Below are 17,364 nucleotides of genomic sequence, written 5' to 3' on the forward strand. Positions count from 1 at the left end.
CGGCTCAACCTTCGGCCTCGCAAGCGGCTCGGGTACCGGGCCCCGATCGAGGTCCTGGTGGGGTCTTTACAGCGGCAACGCGCCGCATGACGGGGCGTTGCGGTTATTGGTTGAATTCAGGTCCTGAATCACACCGAATCCGCCATGGCGCGGAATCTCTCGCCCTACACCCCGGCCAGCGGGAACGGGTTCGCGAGTGAATGAACGCATCACCCAAGCCCTGCGTGTCGGGCTCGGCGTTGCGGCCCTGATCCACGGGGTGGCCTCTGCCTCCGGTGATACCGGAGCCCGCGTCCTGGTGGAAGGGATGGGGGCGGCGGTGGAGCGGCTTACCTATGAGGGGGTGCTGGTGGTGGGCCGGGACGGGGCCATGGAAACCCTGCACGTGGCCCACACCCATGACGCCGTCCACGGTCCCCGGGAGCACCTCATGGCCCTCACCGGCGTGCCCCGGGAGGTGTTCAGAAGCCGCGATGCCGTCACCTGTCTGGCCCCGCAGGGGGTGGATCCCTGCCTGAAGCCGGGTGACGCCATGCTGGGCCTGCCCGGGGTGCTGCCGTTGCATCAGGAATCCGGAGAGCAGGAGGGATCGTACCGCTTCCTGCTCGACGGCGAGGATCGCGTCGCCGGGCTTGCCTGCCACCGGGTGCGGATCCAGCCCCTGGATCAGCTGCGTTACGGTTACGACCTGTGCATCCACGAAAAGACCGGCCTGCCCCTGCGCGGTGCGCTGCTGGACGGGGAGGGGCGGGTGCTGGAGCAGTTCCTGTTCACCCGCATCGCCTTCCCCGAGAGCTTGCCGGGGGAGCGCTTCGAGCCCTCCGAAGAGGATGGCCGGGCGGTGCAGCGACTCTCCGCGGTCACTCCGCAGACCCCGTCCGGGGAAGGGCATGACTGGCATCTGGAAGCCCTGCCGCCGGGATTCCGGTTGCGGGCGGCGGGGCTGCGGCGCATGGACGTGAGCCCCGAACCGGTACACCATCTGATGCTCAGCGACGGCCTGGCCACCGTCTCGGTCTTTATCGCCCCCGCCGAGGGCCCGGAATCGGAGCAGGTGCGTCTGCTGCGCTCGGGCCCCCTGCATGCGGCCTCCCTCACCCGGGACGGCCGCCAGGTGACGGTGCTGGGGGAGGTGCCGGGAGAGACGGTACAACGCATCGCCCGCGCACTGCGCTTTCCCCTGGAGGAGACCCCATGATCGAGGAAGACGCCCGGGTCATCGCCGTGGACGAGCCCGGTTTCGCCTGGGTGGACACCCAGCGCAGGAGCGCCTGCGGCGGCTGTTCCGCCTCCGGTACCTGCGGCACCGGTGCCCTGGCCCGGTTCTTCGGCGACCGCCGCACCCAGGTGCGGGTCCTGGATCCGGTGGGGGTGCGCCCGGGGGAGCGGGTGGTGGTGGGTATCGAGGAATCCACCCTGGTGCAGGGATCCCTTGCTGTCTATCTCCTGCCCCTGCTGACCCTCCTGGGGGGCGCCCTGCTGGCCAGTGCCCTCTGGCCCCAGGCGGGGGAGGGAGCTGCGGTCGCCGGCGGGGTCCTGGGGCTGGGGGCCGGTCTCGGGCTGCTGGCCCTGTTCACCCGGCGCATCGCCCGTGACCCGCGCTATCAGCCCGTGGTGCTGCGGCGCCTGGAGATCCCCATGCAGGGGCCGGAAGGCATCCTTGCCCCCTGACTCCGCCCCCCTGAATTCAAACGCGAGCATCGAACCATGATCAGAACCCTGATGCGCAGAACCGCCGTCCTCTATCTGCTGGGGGCGGTGGCCCTGGTCGCCGCGCCGCTCCAGGCCCGCGATCTGCCGGACTTCGTCCCCCTGGTGGAGGAGCACAGCCCGGCCGTGGTGAACATCAGCACCTCCCGCAAGGTCTCCGGGCCCGAAGGCTTCGGGCATCCCCCGCTGGAACTGCCGGAAGGCCTGCCCAAGGACAGCCCCTTCGGTGACCTGTTCCGTCATTTCTTCGGTGAGGGCGGCCCCGGGGCCCCCCGGCGTGAATTCGACAGCGAGTCCCTGGGCTCGGGCTTCATCCTCTCCCGGGATGGCTATGTGGTCACCAACCACCATGTGGTCAAGGACGCCGAGGCCATCGAGGTGCGCCTGAGCGACCGGCGCACCTTCGAGGCGGAGGTGGTGGGCTCCGATCCCAAGACGGACATTGCCCTGCTGCGTATCGATGCCCGTGACCTGCCGGTCCTGGAACTGGGGGATTCCCGGGACGTGAAGGTGGGGGAATGGGTGCTGGCCATCGGTTCCCCCTTCGGCTTCGATCACTCCGTCACCGCCGGCATCGTCAGTGCCAAGGGACGCAGCCTGCCCAGCGAAAGCTATGTCCCCTTCATCCAGACCGACGTGGCCATCAACCCCGGCAACTCCGGCGGGCCCCTGTTCAATCTGGACGGCGAGGTGATCGGCATCAACTCCCAGATCTACAGCCGTACCGGCGGCTTCATGGGCCTGTCCTTTGCCATCCCCGCCGAGGTGGCCCGGGACGTGGTGGACCAGATCCGGGAGAAGGGCCACGTCACCCGCGGCTGGCTCGGGGTCCTGATCCAGGAGGTCACCCGTGAACTGGCCGATTCCCTGGGGATGGACCGGCCCACGGGGGCCCTGGTGGCCCGGGTGCTCCCGGACAGCCCGGCCAGGGCCGCCGGACTGCAGGCCGGGGACGTGATCCTGGCCTTCAATGGCCACGAGATCCCCCGCTCCGCCGCCCTGCCGCCGGTGGTGGGTGCGGCCCCGGTGGGCGAGGCGGCCGGGGTGGAGATCCTGCGGGACGGGGAGCCCATGACCCTGGAGGTGACCATCGAGGCACTGCCCGAGGAGGAAAAGGTGGCCCGGGGGGCGAAACAGGAGGCGGAACCCGCCGAGGAGGACCGGAGCCTCGCCGGTGAGTTGCTGGGCATGGAGGTGACCCCGGTCCCCGCCGAGGTGCGCGAGCGCCTGGACCTGCCCGAAGGCGGGGTGCTGGTCTCGGATGTGACCGCGGGACCCGCCGCCCGGGCCGGGATCTTTCCCGGGGACGTGCTGGTGATGATCAACCACACCGCCCTGGAATCCCCCGATCAGCTGGAGGCGATCCTGAAGGATCTGCCCCGGGGCCGGGTGGCCCGTGTGCTGGTACAGCGCGAGCGCGGCCCCATCTGGCTGCCCCTGGAGATCCCCGAGTGAGGGGTATCCCCCCTGTGGTGACGGTGTATCACCGCGAGGGCTGCCACCTGTGCGACCGCCTTCTGGATGAACTGCGCCCCCTGCGGGGGCGCCTGGGGTTCACGCTGCGCGTCGTGGATATCGACGACGACCCCGCCCTGGTGCAACGCTTCGGCCTCAAGATCCCGGTGGTGGCGGTGGAGGATGAAGTGGTGTGCTGCCACCACCTGGATGCCGGGGCCCTGGAGGATGCCCTGGCCTCCTGACGCCCATGGGTGATGAGGGCCGCGGTTCCCGACCTAGTCCAGCGTTGCATGTTCGGCGATCTCGGCGCGCCGCTGAGGGCCGATCCCGTCGATGGCTTCCAGTTCGGCCATCTGACGGATCGGGCGGATCCGGGTGATGGCCTCGGCGCGTTCCGGGCCGATGTGCGGGAGTTCCTGAAGCGCCTCGATGGAGGCGCGGTTGAGATCGATCCGTCCGGGGACAGACCCCCTGGATGCCGACCCGTCCTCCGTGGCGGGCTCGGCCACCTGCATCCGCACCCCCGCGAAGTCACCCAGGACCTCAATCCACCGTGCCTGTCGTGCGGTGCGCCCACCCTGGGCAAGGGTCAGCTCATCGATCTCAAACAGGATCTCCGGCAGCGTCTCGCCCGGCAGCCGCGCCGCTGCCCGTCGGGAGAGCAGGCCCAGAAGGGCCGGTTCGGGATGCGGCCCATCAGTATTCGCCGAACGCCAGCGGACCAGGGTCTTCGCGGCCTCATCCAGGGCACCGCGCGCCCGCGACAGCACAGGGAAGGCCCTTTCTGATTCCAGGCGATCCCGGAGTGCGGGAAGGGCTGTCTGAAATGGCTCGCCGCGCCCCCAAACGCCCACGATCAAGGTCAGGGCAGCGGCCAGCCCCTCGGTGCTGAGCGCGTCCGCCTCGGTACCGATCACCCGCTCCAGGGCATTCACCCGTGCATCGAGTGCGGCGTTACGCCGTCGTCGTCGCCATAAACGCCAGACTTCCGGGATCGTTCCCAGGAGCCGATGGAGCAGCCCGGCGGTGTACAGGATCAACCCCATCGCACCTGCCATGAGGGCGATCAGCAGTTGCACCGTCAGGATCACCGCGGCCACGACCCCGTAGATCGTCTGCAGGTAGACGGCCGTCTTGCCGCGGAACTGCACGCCGAGGATCCTGGCGGAGGACCGATTCGGTTTGAACCAATTGATCGTGCCGATGGGGTTTCGCGTCGAGATCGACAGGCCGGTCTTGGACACGTTGAGCTTCGTCGGTCCACGGCCGTAGTGCCCGCGCAGGATGAAACGCCCATTCTGGGAGCCTACCTGGGTGCCCTTGAGCGGCGTGGTGGAGACCCGGAGGCCGTGGGTGGTGTTGGCGGTGAGATTCACACCGGCCGCCTTGACCTGTGCCCGCAGGGCCAACCCACCGGTGCGGCTGGCCCGCAGATGCCTTCCACGATGCTCAATCCGCCGCTGTCGTCCGTATTCGTCCTTGCTTCCGAGATTCAGAAAGCCCATCCATCCCCTCCTTGCCGGGCATCCCCCCCGTGGCCTGGAAGCCCTTGAGTATCAAAGCCTATTCCAGGCTCTTCCGCCCCCGCAATCACCAGGTCGTTACCCGCGGCCCCTGCTGGATGCGTTGAAGGGTTATCGGATGCTTACGGAGGGAAGCCCCCCCTGTGACGGCTACCGGCTGCCGTTTGCGCCCATCCTCCCCAGCCGCTACAGTGGAGCCGAGAAGACACACAGGGAACGTCGTCCTCCATGGATCTGCCCGCCGCTCCCCCATCCGCCCGCATCCAGCGAGCCGCGCACGACAACCCCGCACCATGGTTTCCCCGTGATACCCACTCAGTAACCCCGCACCATGGTTTCCCCCGTGATACTCACTCAGTGGGTCATCGAAGACACGGTCCTACTTGCCTGCGAATGGAAGGACATGCCCGGACCGCGGGTTCCAGGGCATGTCCTGCCGCCCAAAGGCGAGGTCGCATTGGGCTCCACTGAGTCAGATTGCTTTCCCAAGTCCGTGCCATTCTACGGCGGCAGCTGGCCCACCCTCTATCCATTCAGGCGTTGCGCTTATTCTGTGAATTCAGGCGGCATAACGCAGATGCCGATGGGCTTAACGCGCTTACCCGTTCGGAACCATGGATTCCCAATGCGCCACATGAAACCCAACCTGCCCACCAAGGTCTGCCCGGTCTGCGGGCGGCCGTTCACCTGGCGGCGCAAGTGGGCGCGCGTGTGGGATGAGGTGCGTTATTGTTCCGAGCGTTGTCGTCGCCAGCGCGGTTCGGGCAGGAAGGGCAGGGGATCGGCATGACGGCATTGCGCCTGGTGCTGGGGGATCAGCTCAACGCCTCACATCCCTGGTTTCGCCAGCCGGATCCCGGTTGTGTGGTGGTGATGATGGAGATCCGCAGCGAGACCGACTATGTGGTCCATCATGCACAAAAGGTGCTGGCCCTCTTTGCGGCCATGCGGCGTTTCGCCAAGGCCCTGCGTGCCGCCGGTCACCGTGTGCACTATCTGACCATCGGTGATCCGGATAACCGGCAGGATTTCGCCGCCAATCTCCAGTGGTTGGCCGCGCACTATGGGGCGACCCGATTCGAGCGCATGGAGGCCGATGAGTGGCGTGTGGAAAGGCGGCTGGACGAGGCCGCTGCCCGCCTCCACCTGCCGGCCACGGTGGTGGATTCGGCCCATTTTCTCGCGGGTCGGGAGGACCTGGCCCGGGCGTTCAGCGAACGGGTGCCGCGCCTGGAATATTTCTATCGGGACATGCGCCGCCGCCATGGCCTGTTATTGGACGAGCACTCCAGGCCGGTGGGCGGGCGCTGGAATTTCGATGCCGATAACCGCGCCCGCTGGCCGGGGGAGCCGCCCGCCCCGGACTGGCCCTGGGTGCCCACGGATGTATCGGCACTGTGGGAGGAGATCGTCGCCGCCGGGGTGCGCACCCTGGGGGATCCCGGTGCCGGTGCGCTGGCCTGGCCGTTGACCCGGGCCCAGGCCCGTGCAGGGCTTGAGGCGTTCGTGACCCGGGCCTTGCCGCATTTTGGGCGTTTCCAGGATGCCATGAGCCACCGGGAGCCGCTGCTGTTCCATTCGGCCCTGTCGTTCGCCCTGAACACAAAGATGCTGCATCCGCGGGAGGTCATGGATGCGGCGCTGGGGGCCTTTGCGGCGGGTGCGGTGGATATCGCCGCCTGCGAGGGGTTCGTGCGCCAGATCCTGGGCTGGCGCGAATACGTGCGGGGGGTCTACTGGGGGCGTATGCCCGGGTATGCCGAGACCAATGCCCTGCGGGCCCGCCGGCCCTTGCCCCGCTGGTACTGGACCGGCGAGACCCACATGGCCTGTCTGCGCCATGCCATCGGACAGTCCCTGGGTATGGCGTATGCGCACCACATCCAGCGCCTGATGGTGATCGGCAATTTCGCCCTGCTGGCGGGATGTGATCCCGATGCGGTGGATGCCTGGTATCTGGGGATCTATATCGATGCCTTCGAATGGGTGGAGATGCCCAATACCCGCGGCATGAGCCAGTACGCCGACGGTGGGGTGGTGGCGAGCAAGCCCTATGCGGCCTCGGCCGGCTACATCAAGCGCCAATCCGACTACTGCAAGGGCTGCCGGTACGACCCCGGCCGCCGCCATGGTGGCGATGCCTGCCCGTTCAATGCCCTGTACTGGGATTTCATGCTCCGCCACGAGGCGGAGTTTGCCGCCCACCCGCGTATGGCCATGCCCTACCGGGCCTGGCGGCGCATGGATGAGGGGGAGCGCACGGCCACCCTGGCGCATGCCCATCGCCTGCTGGAGCAATTGGATCGCCTTTGATCCCTTGTGCGGCAAGCACCCGGATGCCGCCGCTCTGCAGGACGCCCCCGTCCCGGGATTCCCCTGCACCCGGGCGGCCGCTGTTCCTGCCCGCGCCGGCCCTGTACAATGCCCGCAACCCACCGCGCACCCCCGCCGCGTGCCGTCCGATACGGGCCGCGGCGGGGGTACGTCATTGCGAGCCGCTTTCATGAGCAGTGATCTGACCGACGTCAAGCAGAAACACATCCGCAATTTCTCGATCATCGCGCATATCGACCACGGCAAGTCCACCCTGGCGGATCGTTTCATCCAGGTGTGCGGCGGCCTCACGGACCGGGAGATGGCGGAGCAGGTCCTGGATTCCATGGACCTGGAGCGGGAGCGGGGTATCACCATCAAGGCCCAGAGCGTATCGCTCCCCTATACCGCGCCGGATGGCCAGGTCTACCAGCTCAACTTCATCGACACCCCGGGGCATGTGGACTTCTCCTACGAGGTCTCCCGCTCCCTCTATGCCTGCGAGGGGGCCCTTCTGGTGGTGGACGCCTCCCAGGGGGTGGAGGCCCAGAGCGTGGCCAACTGCTACACCGCCATCGACCAGGGTCTGGAGGTGGTGCCGGTGCTGAACAAGATCGACCTGCCTGCCGCCGACCCCGACCGGGTGTGCCAGGAGATCGAGGAGATCATCGGCATCGAGGCCCACGACGCCCTGCGGGTGAGCGCCAAGACGGGGGAGGGGGTGCCGGAGCTGCTGGAGGCCCTGGTGCAGCGCATCCCGCCGCCGGAAGGGGACCCCGATGGGCCCCTGAAGGCCCTGATCATCGACTCCTGGTTCGACAACTACCTGGGGGTGGTGGCCCTGGTGCGGGTGAAGCAGGGCTGCCTGCGCCCCAAGCAGAAGATCGTCACCATGGCCACCGGCCGCACCCACCTGGTGGACAAGGTGGGCATCTTCACCCCCAAACCCACGCCCTGCGACGAGCTGTCCACGGGGCAGGTGGGGTTCGTGGTGGCCACCATCAAGGACATCAGCGGGGCCAAGGTGGGGGACACCATCACCAGTGCCGATCATCCCTCCGATGCGCCGATTCCCGGGTTCAAGGAGGTGCAGCCCCGGGTCTTCGCCGGCATCTTCCCGGTGAGCGCCGATGACTTCAACGACCTGCGCGACGCCCTGGACAAGCTGCGGCTCAACGATGCCTCCCTGCAGTATGAGCCGGAGACCTCCCAGGCCCTGGGCTTCGGTTTCCGCTGCGGCTTTCTGGGGATGCTCCACATGGAGATCATCCAGGAACGTCTGGAGCGGGAATACGGCCTGGATCTGATCACCACCGCGCCCACGGTCATCTACGAGGTGGAGACCACCGACGGCGAGGTGCTCTCCATCCACAACCCGTCGCAGCTGCCGCCGGTGAACCAGGTGGCGGAGATCCGCGAACCCATCATCAGCGCCAGTATCCTTGTACCCCAGGAGTACGTGGGGGCGGTGATCGGCCTGTGCACGGAAAAGCGGGGTGTGCAGACCAAGATGCACTATGTGGGTCAGCAGATCGCCCTCGGGTATGACATGCCCATGTCCGAGGTGGTGATGGACTTCTTCGACCGCCTCAAGTCGGTGAGCCGCGGCTACGCCTCCTTCGACTACGAATTCAAGCAGTTCGAGGCCTCGCCCCTGGTGAAGGTGGACATCCTCATCAATGGCGACCGGGTGGACGCCCTGTCCATCATCGTCCACCGGGACCAGTCCCAGACCCGGGGGCGGGATCTGATCGAACGCATGGCGGAACTGATCCCCCGGCAGATGTTCGAGGTGGCCATCCAGGCGGCCATCGGTTCCAAGATCATCGCCCGCTCCACGGTCAAGGCCATGCGCAAGAACGTCACGGCCAAATGCTACGGCGGCGACGCCACGCGCAAGCGCAAGTTGCTGGAGAAACAGAAGGCCGGCAAGAAACGCATGAAGAACATCGGCCGCGTGGAGGTGCCCCAGGAGGCCTTCCTGGCGGTGCTGCAGGTGGATCACAAGAACTGAGCACCGCCCCGGGGCGGTCTGGAGAAGGGGGAAGGCATTGGATCTGGAACTGGCACTGGTCCTGGGCACGGCGGTCACCGGCCTTGTCTGGCTGGCACATGCCCTCTGGCAGCGTCTGCGGGCCCGCTCACAGGGGCCGGATGCAGGGGGGGAGGCCCCGGGTCGGGGAAAGGGGAAGGAGCCCTGGTATGTGGAATACGCCCGCTCCTTCTTCCCGGTGCTGCTGGTGGTGCTGCTGCTGCGCAGCTTCGTGGCCGAACCGTTCCGCATCCCCTCCGGGTCCATGATGCCCACCCTGCTGGTGGGGGACTTCATCCTGGTGAACAAGTTCGCCTACGGCCTGCGCCTGCCCGTGGTGCACACCCGGATCCTGGATACCGGAAGCCCCGCGCGCGGCGATGTGGCCGTGTTCCGCTTCCCCCGCCGGCCCAGCGAGGACTACATCAAGCGCATCGTGGGGCTCCCGGGGGACCGGGTGGCCTTCCGGGACAAGCGCCTGTACATCAATGGCGAGCAGGTGCCCGTGGAGATCCTGGGGCGCTATGAGGGGGATGGGGCCGGGGAGGCGATGACCGGGGCCCGTTTGCTGGAGGAACGCCTCGGGCAGGTGCAGCATCGCATCCTGGAATGGCCCGGGCGTCCCTCGCCCCAGGGGGAGGTGAAAGTCCCCGAGGGGATGTATTTCGTCCTGGGGGACAACCGGGACAATAGCAACGACAGCCGGTTCTGGGGCTTCGTCCCCGAACAGAGCCTGGTGGGCCGGGCCATGCTCATCTGGATGAACTGGGACCCGGTGGCGCACACGGTGCGCCTTGAACGGCTGGGGGATCGGATCCGGTGAGGCAGGGACGGATCGATCCCGGCATCCCCAGGCAACCTTTCTGAAGAGGTGACAGTCATGCACAGACAAAGCGGCGGCGGCATCACGCAATGGTTTCTCCTCATCGCGGCCATCGTCCTGGTGGGGACGGTGGCCTTCCGGCTCATCCCCATCTATGCCGAGAACTGGACGGTGGTGTCCATCGTCGAGGATGTGGTGGACCGGCCCGGGGCCCGGGACAAGAACATCCGCCAGCTGCGCAGCGAGCTGGGCAAGGGATTCCAGGTGAATTCCGTGGACTCGGTGGAACCGGAGGTCATCTCCCTGGAGGAGAAGGAGGGCATCCAGACCCTGCGCCTGCAGTACGAGACACGCACCCACCTGTTGGGCAATCTGGATGCCGTGGTGGTGGTGGACCGCAGTTATCACCTCGCCCAATGAGTACAGGACGGCTGTTTGAACTGCTCCCCGCCCCGGTGCGGGATTCCACGGAGCTGCGCCAGGCCCTGACCCATCGCAGCGCCGCGCCGCGGCACAACGAGCGCCTGGAGTTTCTGGGGGATGGCGTGCTCAACTTCGTCATCGCCGCGCAGCTCTACGAGATGCGGCCCGAGGCCCCGGAGGGGGAACTCAGCCGTCTGCGGGCGGCCCTGGTGAACAAGGACAGTCTGGCGGCCATCGCCCGGGAGATGGACATGGGGGCCGTCCTCAGTCTGGGGGAGGGGGAGCGCAAGAGCGGCGGCCACCGCCGCGACTCCATCCTGGCGGACGCCCTGGAGGCGGTGATCGGCGCCGTCTACCTCCAGGAGGGGTTCGAGGCCACCCGGGCCTTCGTGCTGGCCCTCTACGCCCAACGCCTCCAGGACCTGCCCAGCGCGGAGTCCCTCAAGGATCCCAAGACCCGTCTGCAGGAATGGCTGCAGCGCCGGGGCCTGGAGACCCCGGAATACCGGCTCCTGGAGGTGACGGGCAAGCCCCACGACCAGCACTTTCGCTCCGCCTGCCGCATTCCCGGGCGCGACCTGGAGTGCGTGGGCGAGGGCAGCAGCCGGCGCCGGGCGGAACAGGCCGCCGCCCAGCAGGCCCTGGACACCCTGGCCGCGGCTCCGGAGGAGACATGAACATGCAGGATCCACCCGCCTCTCCCGCCCCGCAGGCGGACACCCGCTGCGGCTATGTGGCCATCGTCGGCCGCCCCAACGTGGGTAAGTCCACCCTGCTGAACCACCTGGTGGGGGAGAAGATCGCCGCCGCCAGCCGCAAGGCCCAGACCACCCGCCACCGCATCCGCGGCCTGATCACCCGCGGCCTGGATCAGCTGGTGCTGGTGGACACCCCCGGCATGGATCCGGACGCCCCGAAGCTCCTGGGTCAGGTGCTCAACCGCACCGCCGAGGCGGTGCTGCACGACGTGGACGCGGTGATCTTCGTGGTGGAGGCGGACCGCTGGCAGGCTGCGGACGAGGCCATGGCCCGGCTCCTGGAGGACTGCGGCCGTCCCCTGGTGCTGGTGGTGAACAAGGTGGACCGGCTCAAGGACAAGGGCCGTCTGCTGCCCTTCATCGACCGGCTGCGCCAGCGCCTGGAGTTTTGCGAGGTGGTCCCCCTGTCCGCCCTCAAGGGGGTGAACGTGGAGCCGCTGGTGGAGGCCCTGATGGCCCGGCTGCCGCCGGGGCCCCATCTGTTCCCGGAGGACGAGATCACCGACCGGCCGCAGCGCTTCCGTGTCGCCGAGGTGATCCGCGAGCAGCTCCTGGAGCGCCTGGGCCAGGAGGTGCCCTATGCCACCTCCGTGGACGTGGAGCGCTGGGAGGAGAAGGGGGATATAGTGCACATCGACGCCGTCATCTGGGTGGAGCGGGAGAACCAGAAGGCCATCGTGGTGGGCAAGGGTGGCCGCATGATCAAGGCCGTGGGCATGGGCGCGCGCCGCGAGCTGGAGGCCCTGCTGCAGCGCCGGGTGATGCTCCGGCTCTGGGCGAAGGTGCGTGAGTCCTGGCAGGCGGACCTGGCGGGTATCCGCCGCATGGGGATCGACGTGGACCCGTGAACCGCATTCAGGGCAGCCCCGGCTATGTACTCCACGCCCGCCCCTACCGCGAGAGCAGCCAGCTGCTGGAACTGCTCACCCCCGGGGAGGGGCGCATCGCGGCGGTGCTGCGGGGAGGGCGGGGCCGCGGTCGGGGCACCGCCCGGCCCTTCGTGCGCCTGGACCTGGCCTGGTCCGGCCGGGGCGAGGTGCAGACCCTGAACCGCTGCGACGAGGCCGCGGTGCTGCACCTGACGGGGGCGCGGGCGGTCTGCGGCCTCTATGTGAACGAGCTGGCGGTGAAGCTGCTGCCCCGGCAGCTGCCCGATCCCGGATTCTATGCCGCCTACGAGGCGGTCCTCACCGGCCTGGCCGATCCCGCAATGCCGCCGGAGCCCGGTCTGCGCCGCTACGAGCTGGCCCTGCTGCGGCTGCTGGGGGAGGGGCTGGACTTCATCGACCCGGCGGCCCTGGAGGCCCAGGTCACCTACGTGGTGCCTCCCCAGGCCCCGCCCCGGCCGGCGGCCCCCGGCGAGGATTCCCCCTATGCCATCGCCGGTGACAGCCTCGCCGCCCTGCTGCAGGACCGCCTGCAGGGACGCGGGCAGCAGCGGGAGGCACAGCGCCTGTTGCGCCGCCTGCTGGAACACCACCTGGAAGGAAAACCCATCGTCTCACGCCAACTCATCGCCCGCGGGCGATCGGATCGAACATCATGAATGCCGCAACGACACCACTGCGACTCGGGGTCAACATCGACCATCTGGCCACCATCCGCCAGGCCCGGGGCACGCCCTATCCCGACCTGCGTGAGGCGGTGCGCCGGGTGGAGGACGCCGGGGCCGACATCATCACCCTCCACCTGCGGGAGGACCGGCGCCATATCCAGGATGCCGATGTCTATGGCCTGCGCCCTGTGCTGCGCACCGGCATGAACCTGGAGATGGCCCCCACCCCGGAGATGCATGCCATCGCCCTGGATGTGCGGCCCGAGGCCTGTTGCCTGGTGCCGGAGCGGCGCGAGGAGCTCACCACCGAGGGGGGGCTGGATGTCCTGGGCAAGGAGGCGCATCTCAAGGCCTTCTGCGCGGAACTGGTGCGGGCGGGGATCCAGGTGTCCCTGTTCGTGGAACCGGAGCATGCCCATCTGGACGCCGCCCGGCGCATCGGGGCGCCGGTGGTGGAGCTGCACACCGGCGCCTACGCCAACGCCGCCGATGCACAGACGCGCCAGGCCCTGCTGGAGAAGATCCGGGACGCCGCCCGCTATGGCCGGGACCAGGGCCTGGTGGTCAACGCCGGTCACGGCCTGGATTACGACAACGTGGGGCCGGTGGCGGCCATCCCGGAGTTGCATGAACTCAACATCGGCCACGCCATCGTGGCCCGGGCCCTGTTCGACGGCCTTGGACCGGCGGTGGCCGGGATGCGCGCGCGCATGGACGCGGCCCGGGCATGCGCCTGATCGGGGTGGGCACGGATATCGTCTCCATCCCCCGGGTGGAGGCGGCCCTGGCGCGGCGGGGGGAGGCCTTCGCCCGCCGCATCCTGCATCCCGAGGAGTGGGCCGCCTTTTGTGCAAGCCCCGCCCCGGCGGCCCTGCTGGCACGACGCTTCGCCGCCAAGGAGGCGGCGGCCAAGGCCCTGGGGGTGGGCCTGGGGGCGGATATGGGGCTGCAGGATGCCCGGGTGTGCAGCGACCCCCGGGGCAAGCCCCTGCTGCGCTTGTCTGGAAGGGGTCAGGAAACGGCCCGGCGCCTGGGGGTGGTGCAGATGGAGCTCAGCCTCTCGGACGAGCGGGAATTCGCCCTGGCCTTCGTGGTCATGAGCGGCTGACCCCGGTATCCCAGGCCTGGAGCAGCCGCTGCACCTGGGTGTGCAGATCCGCCCGCAGCCCCTCCACGTCCTCCTCACCCGCCCGCAGGGCCTGTTCCAGGGCGGCGGCGGACTGCTCCAGAGTCGGTACGGCGCAATAGCGGGCCGCCCCCTTGAGGCGGTGGGCCAGTTCCACCAGTTCCTCGAACGGCAGGTCCGGCCGCTGGAGCTCGCCCCGGGCCGAGCGCAGGTCCTTCAGCAGCAGCCAGCGCAGTTCCTCGGCCAGCTCTGGACATCCCCCTGCGGCCTGTACCGCCTGTTGTGGATCGTGCAGGCCCTCTTCCGTTCCGGTCTTGGGGGCCCATGCCCCGTTGGCCTGGGGTGTGCTGCGGATGGCCGCCCGCAGCTGCGCCTGGGTGATGGGCTTGGACAGGACCTGATCAAAGCCCATGGCCAGCAGGGATTCCCGGAACTCGGGACGGGCATCGGCGGTGAGGGCGATGACGAAGGCCCCCGGATCCTCCTCCCGGATGGCCTGCAGGGCCTGGGGTCCGTTCTGCACCGGCATGTGCACGTCCATGAGTACGGCGTCGCAGGGTTCCTCCCGGTAGCGCGTCACCGCTTCGCGGCCATCCTCCGCCTCGTCCACGATACCACCGGCACGGCGCAGGAAGGTCTTCAGCAGGTGGCGGTTGACCGCATTGTCGTCGGCGATGAGGATGCGCCAGCCGTCGATGCCCGGCGGGTCGTTGGCGGGCGCTTCCGCGACCGTCGGCGGTGTCCCTGCCAGCCGCTGCAGGGTCTGGTGCAGGTGTGCCTCCAGGGTGCGCGACGAGATCATGGGGGGCATGAGCACGGCCCCCTGGCGCCGCAGGGCCGTGGTCAGATCCTCGGGCAGATGGGCGAAGGCGGCGAGGATGAGCCGTGGGATGCGGTGGCCCTGTGTGCGCAGCAGCGTGTCCAGACCCGGGTCCCCGTGCTGCGGCCAGACCAGGGCCAGGGCGCGCTCCGGCCCTTCTTGCAGGGCCTGCAACAAGGCTTCCAGGGAGTCGCAGGGGCGGTGATCGATGCCCAGGGCCCGCAGGCAGGCGCTGCAGGCCTGCAGCGCCTCGGCATCGTCCATCAGGAGATACACCGCATCCACGGCGGGGGGCGACACCGGGCGGGGCGGGGTGTCGTCGGGGGACACCGGCAGGTTGAGGTGGAAGGTGCTGCCCTCGTCCGGCTGGCTCTCCACATGGATTTCCCCCTGCAGTGCCTGCAGCAGCCCGCGGGTGATGCTCAGTCCCAGGCCGGCGCCCGTACCCCTGCGGCTGCCCTCCCGGTTCACCTGATAAAAGGGTTCGAAGATGGATTCCCGCTGGTCCTCGGGGATGCCGGGGCCGAAATCCTGCACCTCCATCTCCAGCAGCAGGGCGGGGGCGAAGGGGCGGATGCCGATGCGCACGATCACCCGCCCATTGCGGGTGAACTTGACCGCATTGCTGAGCAGGTTGGTGAGCACCTGCTTGATGCGCATGGCATCGGAGACCAACCGCTGCGGGATATCCGGGTCCATGTACACGACCACATCCACGGCCTGATGCCCCCCTCCCTGACGGCAGACCCGGGCCACCTCCGCCACCAGTTGTTCCAGATCGAACGGGGCCTTTTCCAGGGGCAGGTTGCCGGATTCAATGCGGGAGATGTCCAGCAGGTCGTTGACCAGCTTGAGGGTGTCCTGGCTGGATTCATCGATGACCGCGACCCAGGTGCGCACCTGTTCATCCAGGTCGCTGCGCTGCCGCAGCAGCTCGATATAGCCACGGATCGCCGTCAGCGGGGTGCGCAGTTCGTGGCTGATGCTGGCCAGGAACTGGGACTTGCGCCGGTTGGCCAGGTCGGCCTCGGCCCGGGCCCGGGTGAGGGCGCGGTTCTTCTCGTCGATCTCCGCCAGCTTCTCCTGCAGGCTGCGGGTGGCCTGGTTCACCCGCTCCGCCATGGAGCGCTGGGAGCGTTCGATGCTCTCGGCCATGGCATTGATCCCCCGCTGCAGCACCCCCAGTTCCCCGCTGACCCGGGCCCGGCTGCGGGCCGACAGGTCGCCGCGGCCGATGTGGCGCACGGTGGCGGCGATCCCCTCCAGGGGCCGGGACAGGCGCAGACTCCAGCGCAGTACCAGCAGCCAGGTGAGCAGTACGATGATCAGGATCAGGGCCAGGCTCTGCAGCACCCAGCGGATCTGATGCACCAGGGTGGGCTGGCTGGTGAGGCTCACGGACACGCTGCCCAGCAGCCTTGGGTCCTCCGCCAGGGCCCCTTCCATGGGGTCGGGCAGGGGCAGGTCGTATTCATCCAGGGCCGTCAGGGTGATGCGCTCCCGGAACGGGCGTACCTCGGCGTCGAACAGGTGGGCCGCCACCCAGGGCAGGAGTGCGTTTTCCCCGTCCGGCTCCTGCATCTCCTGGCGGTGGGTATAGAGTGGCCGGCCCCGCCGGTCGCGGATGATCACCTCCACCACATCGGGCTGGGCCCGGGCCTTGGCGGTGACCGCCTCCAGATACTGGCGGTTGCCGGAGATGACGCCGTATTCGGCGGCCGGGGCGAGGAAGGCCACCAGCATGTGGCCCCGCTCCATCATCTGGGCCTCCAGTTCCCGCACCTTGACCCCCGTCCAGTAGACCGTCAGCGCCATCGCCACCGCCAGGGTGGGCAGGAGGGCCAGGGCCAGGATGCGGTAGCGGATGCGCCCCTGCATCAGGGCCGCTCCACGTGGATACGCAGGGCCCGGGCCACCTGCTCGTTGACGGCGACCACCTGTTCGCGGGTATGGCGGCGGACACCGCCCCAATCCGCCGGGGGCCGGAGGATGAGGCTGGCGGCCTCGGTCCCCAGACGCTGCGGCGGGGCGTGGATGGACAACAGGGCACCGGCGCGCAGCAGGGCTTCGGAATGGCCGATGAGGGGGATCCCCTGGCGGTAGGTGGTCATCATGATGCTGACGATGGTGCGCGGGTTGTAGACCCGGCGGTCGGGGAGGGTGAGGATGGCGTCAGCCTGGCGGGCGGCGCGGGTGAAGGTGTCCACCAGGTCGGCCTCCCCGTGGCTGACCAGGCGCACCACCTCAGCGGGATCGTCCGCCCCCTGTGCGGCGAAGGGGCCCTGGGCGCTTTGCACGATGGCGAAGCGCTCCATGCCGGCCAGGTGGCGCCGGGTGATGGCGATGCGCTGCCCCAGGGGGATGTCCATGTAGACGGCGGCGTAACGCCGGAAATCGGGGACCTGCGCCATGATCCGGTCGTAGGCCTCCCGGGGGATGGTGATGCTCAGGATCCGGGCCCGGGAGACCCGTTTCACGGCGTGTTGCAGGGCGCGGGTGCCGGAGGTCACCACCAGGCAGCAGGGGCAGTCGGTGCTCTGCACCCAGGGGGCGGCGTCGGGACCGCCCAGGGCGGTGTAGACCAGGGGGATCTCCCGGGGCAGACGGCTGCGCAGTCCCTGGAAGACCTCCTGGTGCAGGCGCGTGTCGTCGCTGGCCAAAAAGAGGATGCGCTGGAACGCCCCGCAGGGGGCAAAGCCTTCCTCTGCCCGCGTGGATGGGCTGAAGAGGCAGAGGGCCGCCGTGAAGAACAGGGCGAACCAGGCTTTCCGTGTCTGCGTCATCTCTTTCCGTGTCAGTTTTCCCGGGATGGGTGGAGGGCGG

The 17,364-nt window shown here is 68.6% G+C and carries 17 protein-coding genes; 14 read left to right on the top strand and 3 right to left on the bottom strand.

The window, feature by feature from the left end:
• Window positions 1-196 precede the first annotated feature (196 nt).
• Genes CKO33_RS08925 through CKO33_RS08940 form a run of 4 tightly spaced genes read left to right on the top strand, consistent with a single transcriptional unit; the run spans window position 197 to window position 3,410 of the window.
• The gene (locus CKO33_RS08925) at window positions 197-1,198 is read left to right on the top strand and encodes a MucB/RseB C-terminal domain-containing protein (RefSeq protein ID WP_200181639.1); all 1,002 of its coding nucleotides are present in this window, start codon (window positions 197-199) and stop codon (window positions 1,196-1,198) included.
• Window positions 1,195-1,671, top strand: a complete 477-nt coding sequence (locus tag CKO33_RS08930) for a SoxR reducing system RseC family protein (RefSeq protein ID WP_200181641.1) — start codon at window positions 1,195-1,197, stop codon at window positions 1,669-1,671. The genes CKO33_RS08925 and CKO33_RS08930 overlap by 4 nt, the downstream gene beginning before the upstream one ends.
• Before the next feature lie 51 nt (window positions 1,672-1,722).
• Window positions 1,723-3,165: a DegQ family serine endoprotease gene (locus tag CKO33_RS08935; RefSeq protein ID WP_242472564.1), complete on the top strand. Its 1,443-nt coding sequence runs from the start codon at window positions 1,723-1,725 to the stop codon at window positions 3,163-3,165.
• Complete coding sequence (locus tag CKO33_RS08940) at window positions 3,162-3,410, top strand: glutaredoxin family protein (RefSeq protein ID WP_439099432.1); 249 nt, start codon at window positions 3,162-3,164, stop codon at window positions 3,408-3,410. Before CKO33_RS08935 ends, CKO33_RS08940 begins: the two co-directional genes overlap by 4 nt.
• Before the next feature lie 33 nt (window positions 3,411-3,443).
• On the opposite strand, the gene CKO33_RS08945 is transcribed toward CKO33_RS08940, so the two are convergent.
• A complete protein-coding gene (locus tag CKO33_RS08945) occupies window positions 3,444-4,673 on the bottom strand; it encodes a ComEA family DNA-binding protein (RefSeq protein WP_200181645.1) in 1,230 nt (409 codons plus the stop codon).
• A 652-nt stretch (window positions 4,674-5,325) separates the two neighbouring features.
• Between CKO33_RS08945 and CKO33_RS08950 the strand changes: the two genes are divergently transcribed.
• The 10 genes from CKO33_RS08950 to acpS all read left to right on the top strand — a co-directional run bounded on the left by CKO33_RS08950 (window position 5,326) and on the right by acpS (window position 13,703).
• Entirely contained in the window at window positions 5,326-5,481 is a 156-nt protein-coding gene (locus tag CKO33_RS08950; protein ID WP_242472565.1) for a DUF2256 domain-containing protein, read from the top strand.
• Window positions 5,478-7,004: a cryptochrome/photolyase family protein gene (locus tag CKO33_RS08955; protein WP_200181649.1), complete on the top strand. Its 1,527-nt coding sequence runs from the start codon at window positions 5,478-5,480 to the stop codon at window positions 7,002-7,004. The genes CKO33_RS08950 and CKO33_RS08955 overlap by 4 nt, the downstream gene beginning before the upstream one ends.
• Before the next feature lie 190 nt (window positions 7,005-7,194).
• Window positions 7,195-9,018 carry a translation elongation factor 4 gene (gene lepA / locus CKO33_RS08960; protein WP_200181651.1) on the top strand — a complete coding sequence of 608 codons (1,824 nt, stop codon included), beginning with the start codon at window positions 7,195-7,197 and terminating at the stop codon, window positions 9,016-9,018.
• A 37-nt stretch (window positions 9,019-9,055) separates the two neighbouring features.
• Window positions 9,056-9,859, top strand: coding sequence for a signal peptidase I (gene lepB, locus CKO33_RS08965; RefSeq protein WP_200181653.1), 804 nt, complete (start codon window positions 9,056-9,058; stop codon window positions 9,857-9,859).
• Window positions 9,860-9,916: 57 nt separating this feature from the next.
• On the top strand, window positions 9,917-10,279 hold the full coding sequence (locus CKO33_RS08970; RefSeq protein WP_200181655.1) for a DUF4845 domain-containing protein: 363 nt from the start codon (window positions 9,917-9,919) through the stop codon (window positions 10,277-10,279).
• Entirely contained in the window at window positions 10,276-10,959 is a 684-nt protein-coding gene (gene rnc / locus CKO33_RS08975) for a ribonuclease III (protein WP_200181656.1), read from the top strand. Before CKO33_RS08970 ends, rnc begins: the two co-directional genes overlap by 4 nt.
• Window positions 10,956-11,888, top strand: a complete 933-nt coding sequence (gene era / locus CKO33_RS08980) for a GTPase Era (protein WP_439099433.1) — start codon at window positions 10,956-10,958, stop codon at window positions 11,886-11,888. Before rnc ends, era begins: the two co-directional genes overlap by 4 nt.
• Complete coding sequence (recO, locus tag CKO33_RS08985; protein ID WP_200181660.1) at window positions 11,885-12,586, top strand: DNA repair protein RecO; 702 nt, start codon at window positions 11,885-11,887, stop codon at window positions 12,584-12,586. The genes era and recO overlap by 4 nt, the downstream gene beginning before the upstream one ends.
• Entirely contained in the window at window positions 12,583-13,332 is a 750-nt protein-coding gene (gene pdxJ, locus CKO33_RS08990; RefSeq protein ID WP_200181662.1) for a pyridoxine 5'-phosphate synthase, read from the top strand. Before recO ends, pdxJ begins: the two co-directional genes overlap by 4 nt.
• Window positions 13,323-13,703 (top strand): holo-ACP synthase, encoded by a 381-nt coding sequence (acpS, locus tag CKO33_RS08995; protein WP_200181663.1) that lies wholly within the window; start codon window positions 13,323-13,325, stop codon window positions 13,701-13,703. The genes pdxJ and acpS overlap by 10 nt, the downstream gene beginning before the upstream one ends.
• Here the strand turns inward: acpS and CKO33_RS09000 are convergent.
• Window positions 13,690-16,419: a response regulator gene (locus CKO33_RS09000; protein ID WP_200181665.1), complete on the bottom strand. Its 2,730-nt coding sequence runs from the start codon at window positions 16,417-16,419 to the stop codon at window positions 13,690-13,692. The two genes, acpS and CKO33_RS09000, sit on opposite strands and share 14 nt — an antisense overlap.
• Window positions 16,419-17,324, bottom strand: coding sequence for a type 1 periplasmic-binding domain-containing protein (locus tag CKO33_RS09005; RefSeq protein ID WP_200181667.1), 906 nt, complete (start codon window positions 17,322-17,324; stop codon window positions 16,419-16,421). The genes CKO33_RS09000 and CKO33_RS09005 overlap by 1 nt, the downstream gene beginning before the upstream one ends.
• Window positions 17,325-17,364: the final 40 nt, after the last annotated feature.

The organism is Ectothiorhodospira mobilis (genome assembly GCF_016584115.1).
GTDB lineage: Bacteria > Pseudomonadota > Gammaproteobacteria > Ectothiorhodospirales > Ectothiorhodospiraceae > Ectothiorhodospira > Ectothiorhodospira mobilis.

What these genes read in the sequence shown, in the direction of transcription:
- CKO33_RS08950 (WP_242472565.1), top strand. Translation starts at nt 5,326, where the DNA reads ATGAAACCCAACCTGCCCACCAAGGTCTGCCCGGTCTGCGGGCGGCCG.
- CKO33_RS08945 (WP_200181645.1), bottom strand. Translation starts at nt 4,673, where the DNA reads ATGGGCTTTCTGAATCTCGGAAGCAAGGACGAATACGGACGACAGCGG.
- CKO33_RS08955 (WP_200181649.1), top strand. Translation starts at nt 5,478, where the DNA reads ATGACGGCATTGCGCCTGGTGCTGGGGGATCAGCTCAACGCCTCACAT.
- lepA (WP_200181651.1), top strand. Translation starts at nt 7,195, where the DNA reads ATGAGCAGTGATCTGACCGACGTCAAGCAGAAACACATCCGCAATTTC.
- CKO33_RS08930 (WP_200181641.1), top strand. Translation starts at nt 1,195, where the DNA reads ATGATCGAGGAAGACGCCCGGGTCATCGCCGTGGACGAGCCCGGTTTC.
- era (WP_439099433.1), top strand. Translation starts at nt 10,956, where the DNA reads ATGAACATGCAGGATCCACCCGCCTCTCCCGCCCCGCAGGCGGACACC.
- CKO33_RS09000 (WP_200181665.1), bottom strand. Translation starts at nt 16,419, where the DNA reads ATGCAGGGGCGCATCCGCTACCGCATCCTGGCCCTGGCCCTCCTGCCC.
- CKO33_RS08935 (WP_242472564.1), top strand. Translation starts at nt 1,723, where the DNA reads ATGCGCAGAACCGCCGTCCTCTATCTGCTGGGGGCGGTGGCCCTGGTC.
- rnc (WP_200181656.1), top strand. Translation starts at nt 10,276, where the DNA reads ATGAGTACAGGACGGCTGTTTGAACTGCTCCCCGCCCCGGTGCGGGAT.
- CKO33_RS08970 (WP_200181655.1), top strand. Translation starts at nt 9,917, where the DNA reads ATGCACAGACAAAGCGGCGGCGGCATCACGCAATGGTTTCTCCTCATC.
- pdxJ (WP_200181662.1), top strand. Translation starts at nt 12,583, where the DNA reads ATGAATGCCGCAACGACACCACTGCGACTCGGGGTCAACATCGACCAT.
- CKO33_RS09005 (WP_200181667.1), bottom strand. Translation starts at nt 17,324, where the DNA reads ATGACGCAGACACGGAAAGCCTGGTTCGCCCTGTTCTTCACGGCGGCC.
- acpS (WP_200181663.1), top strand. Translation starts at nt 13,323, where the DNA reads ATGCGCCTGATCGGGGTGGGCACGGATATCGTCTCCATCCCCCGGGTG.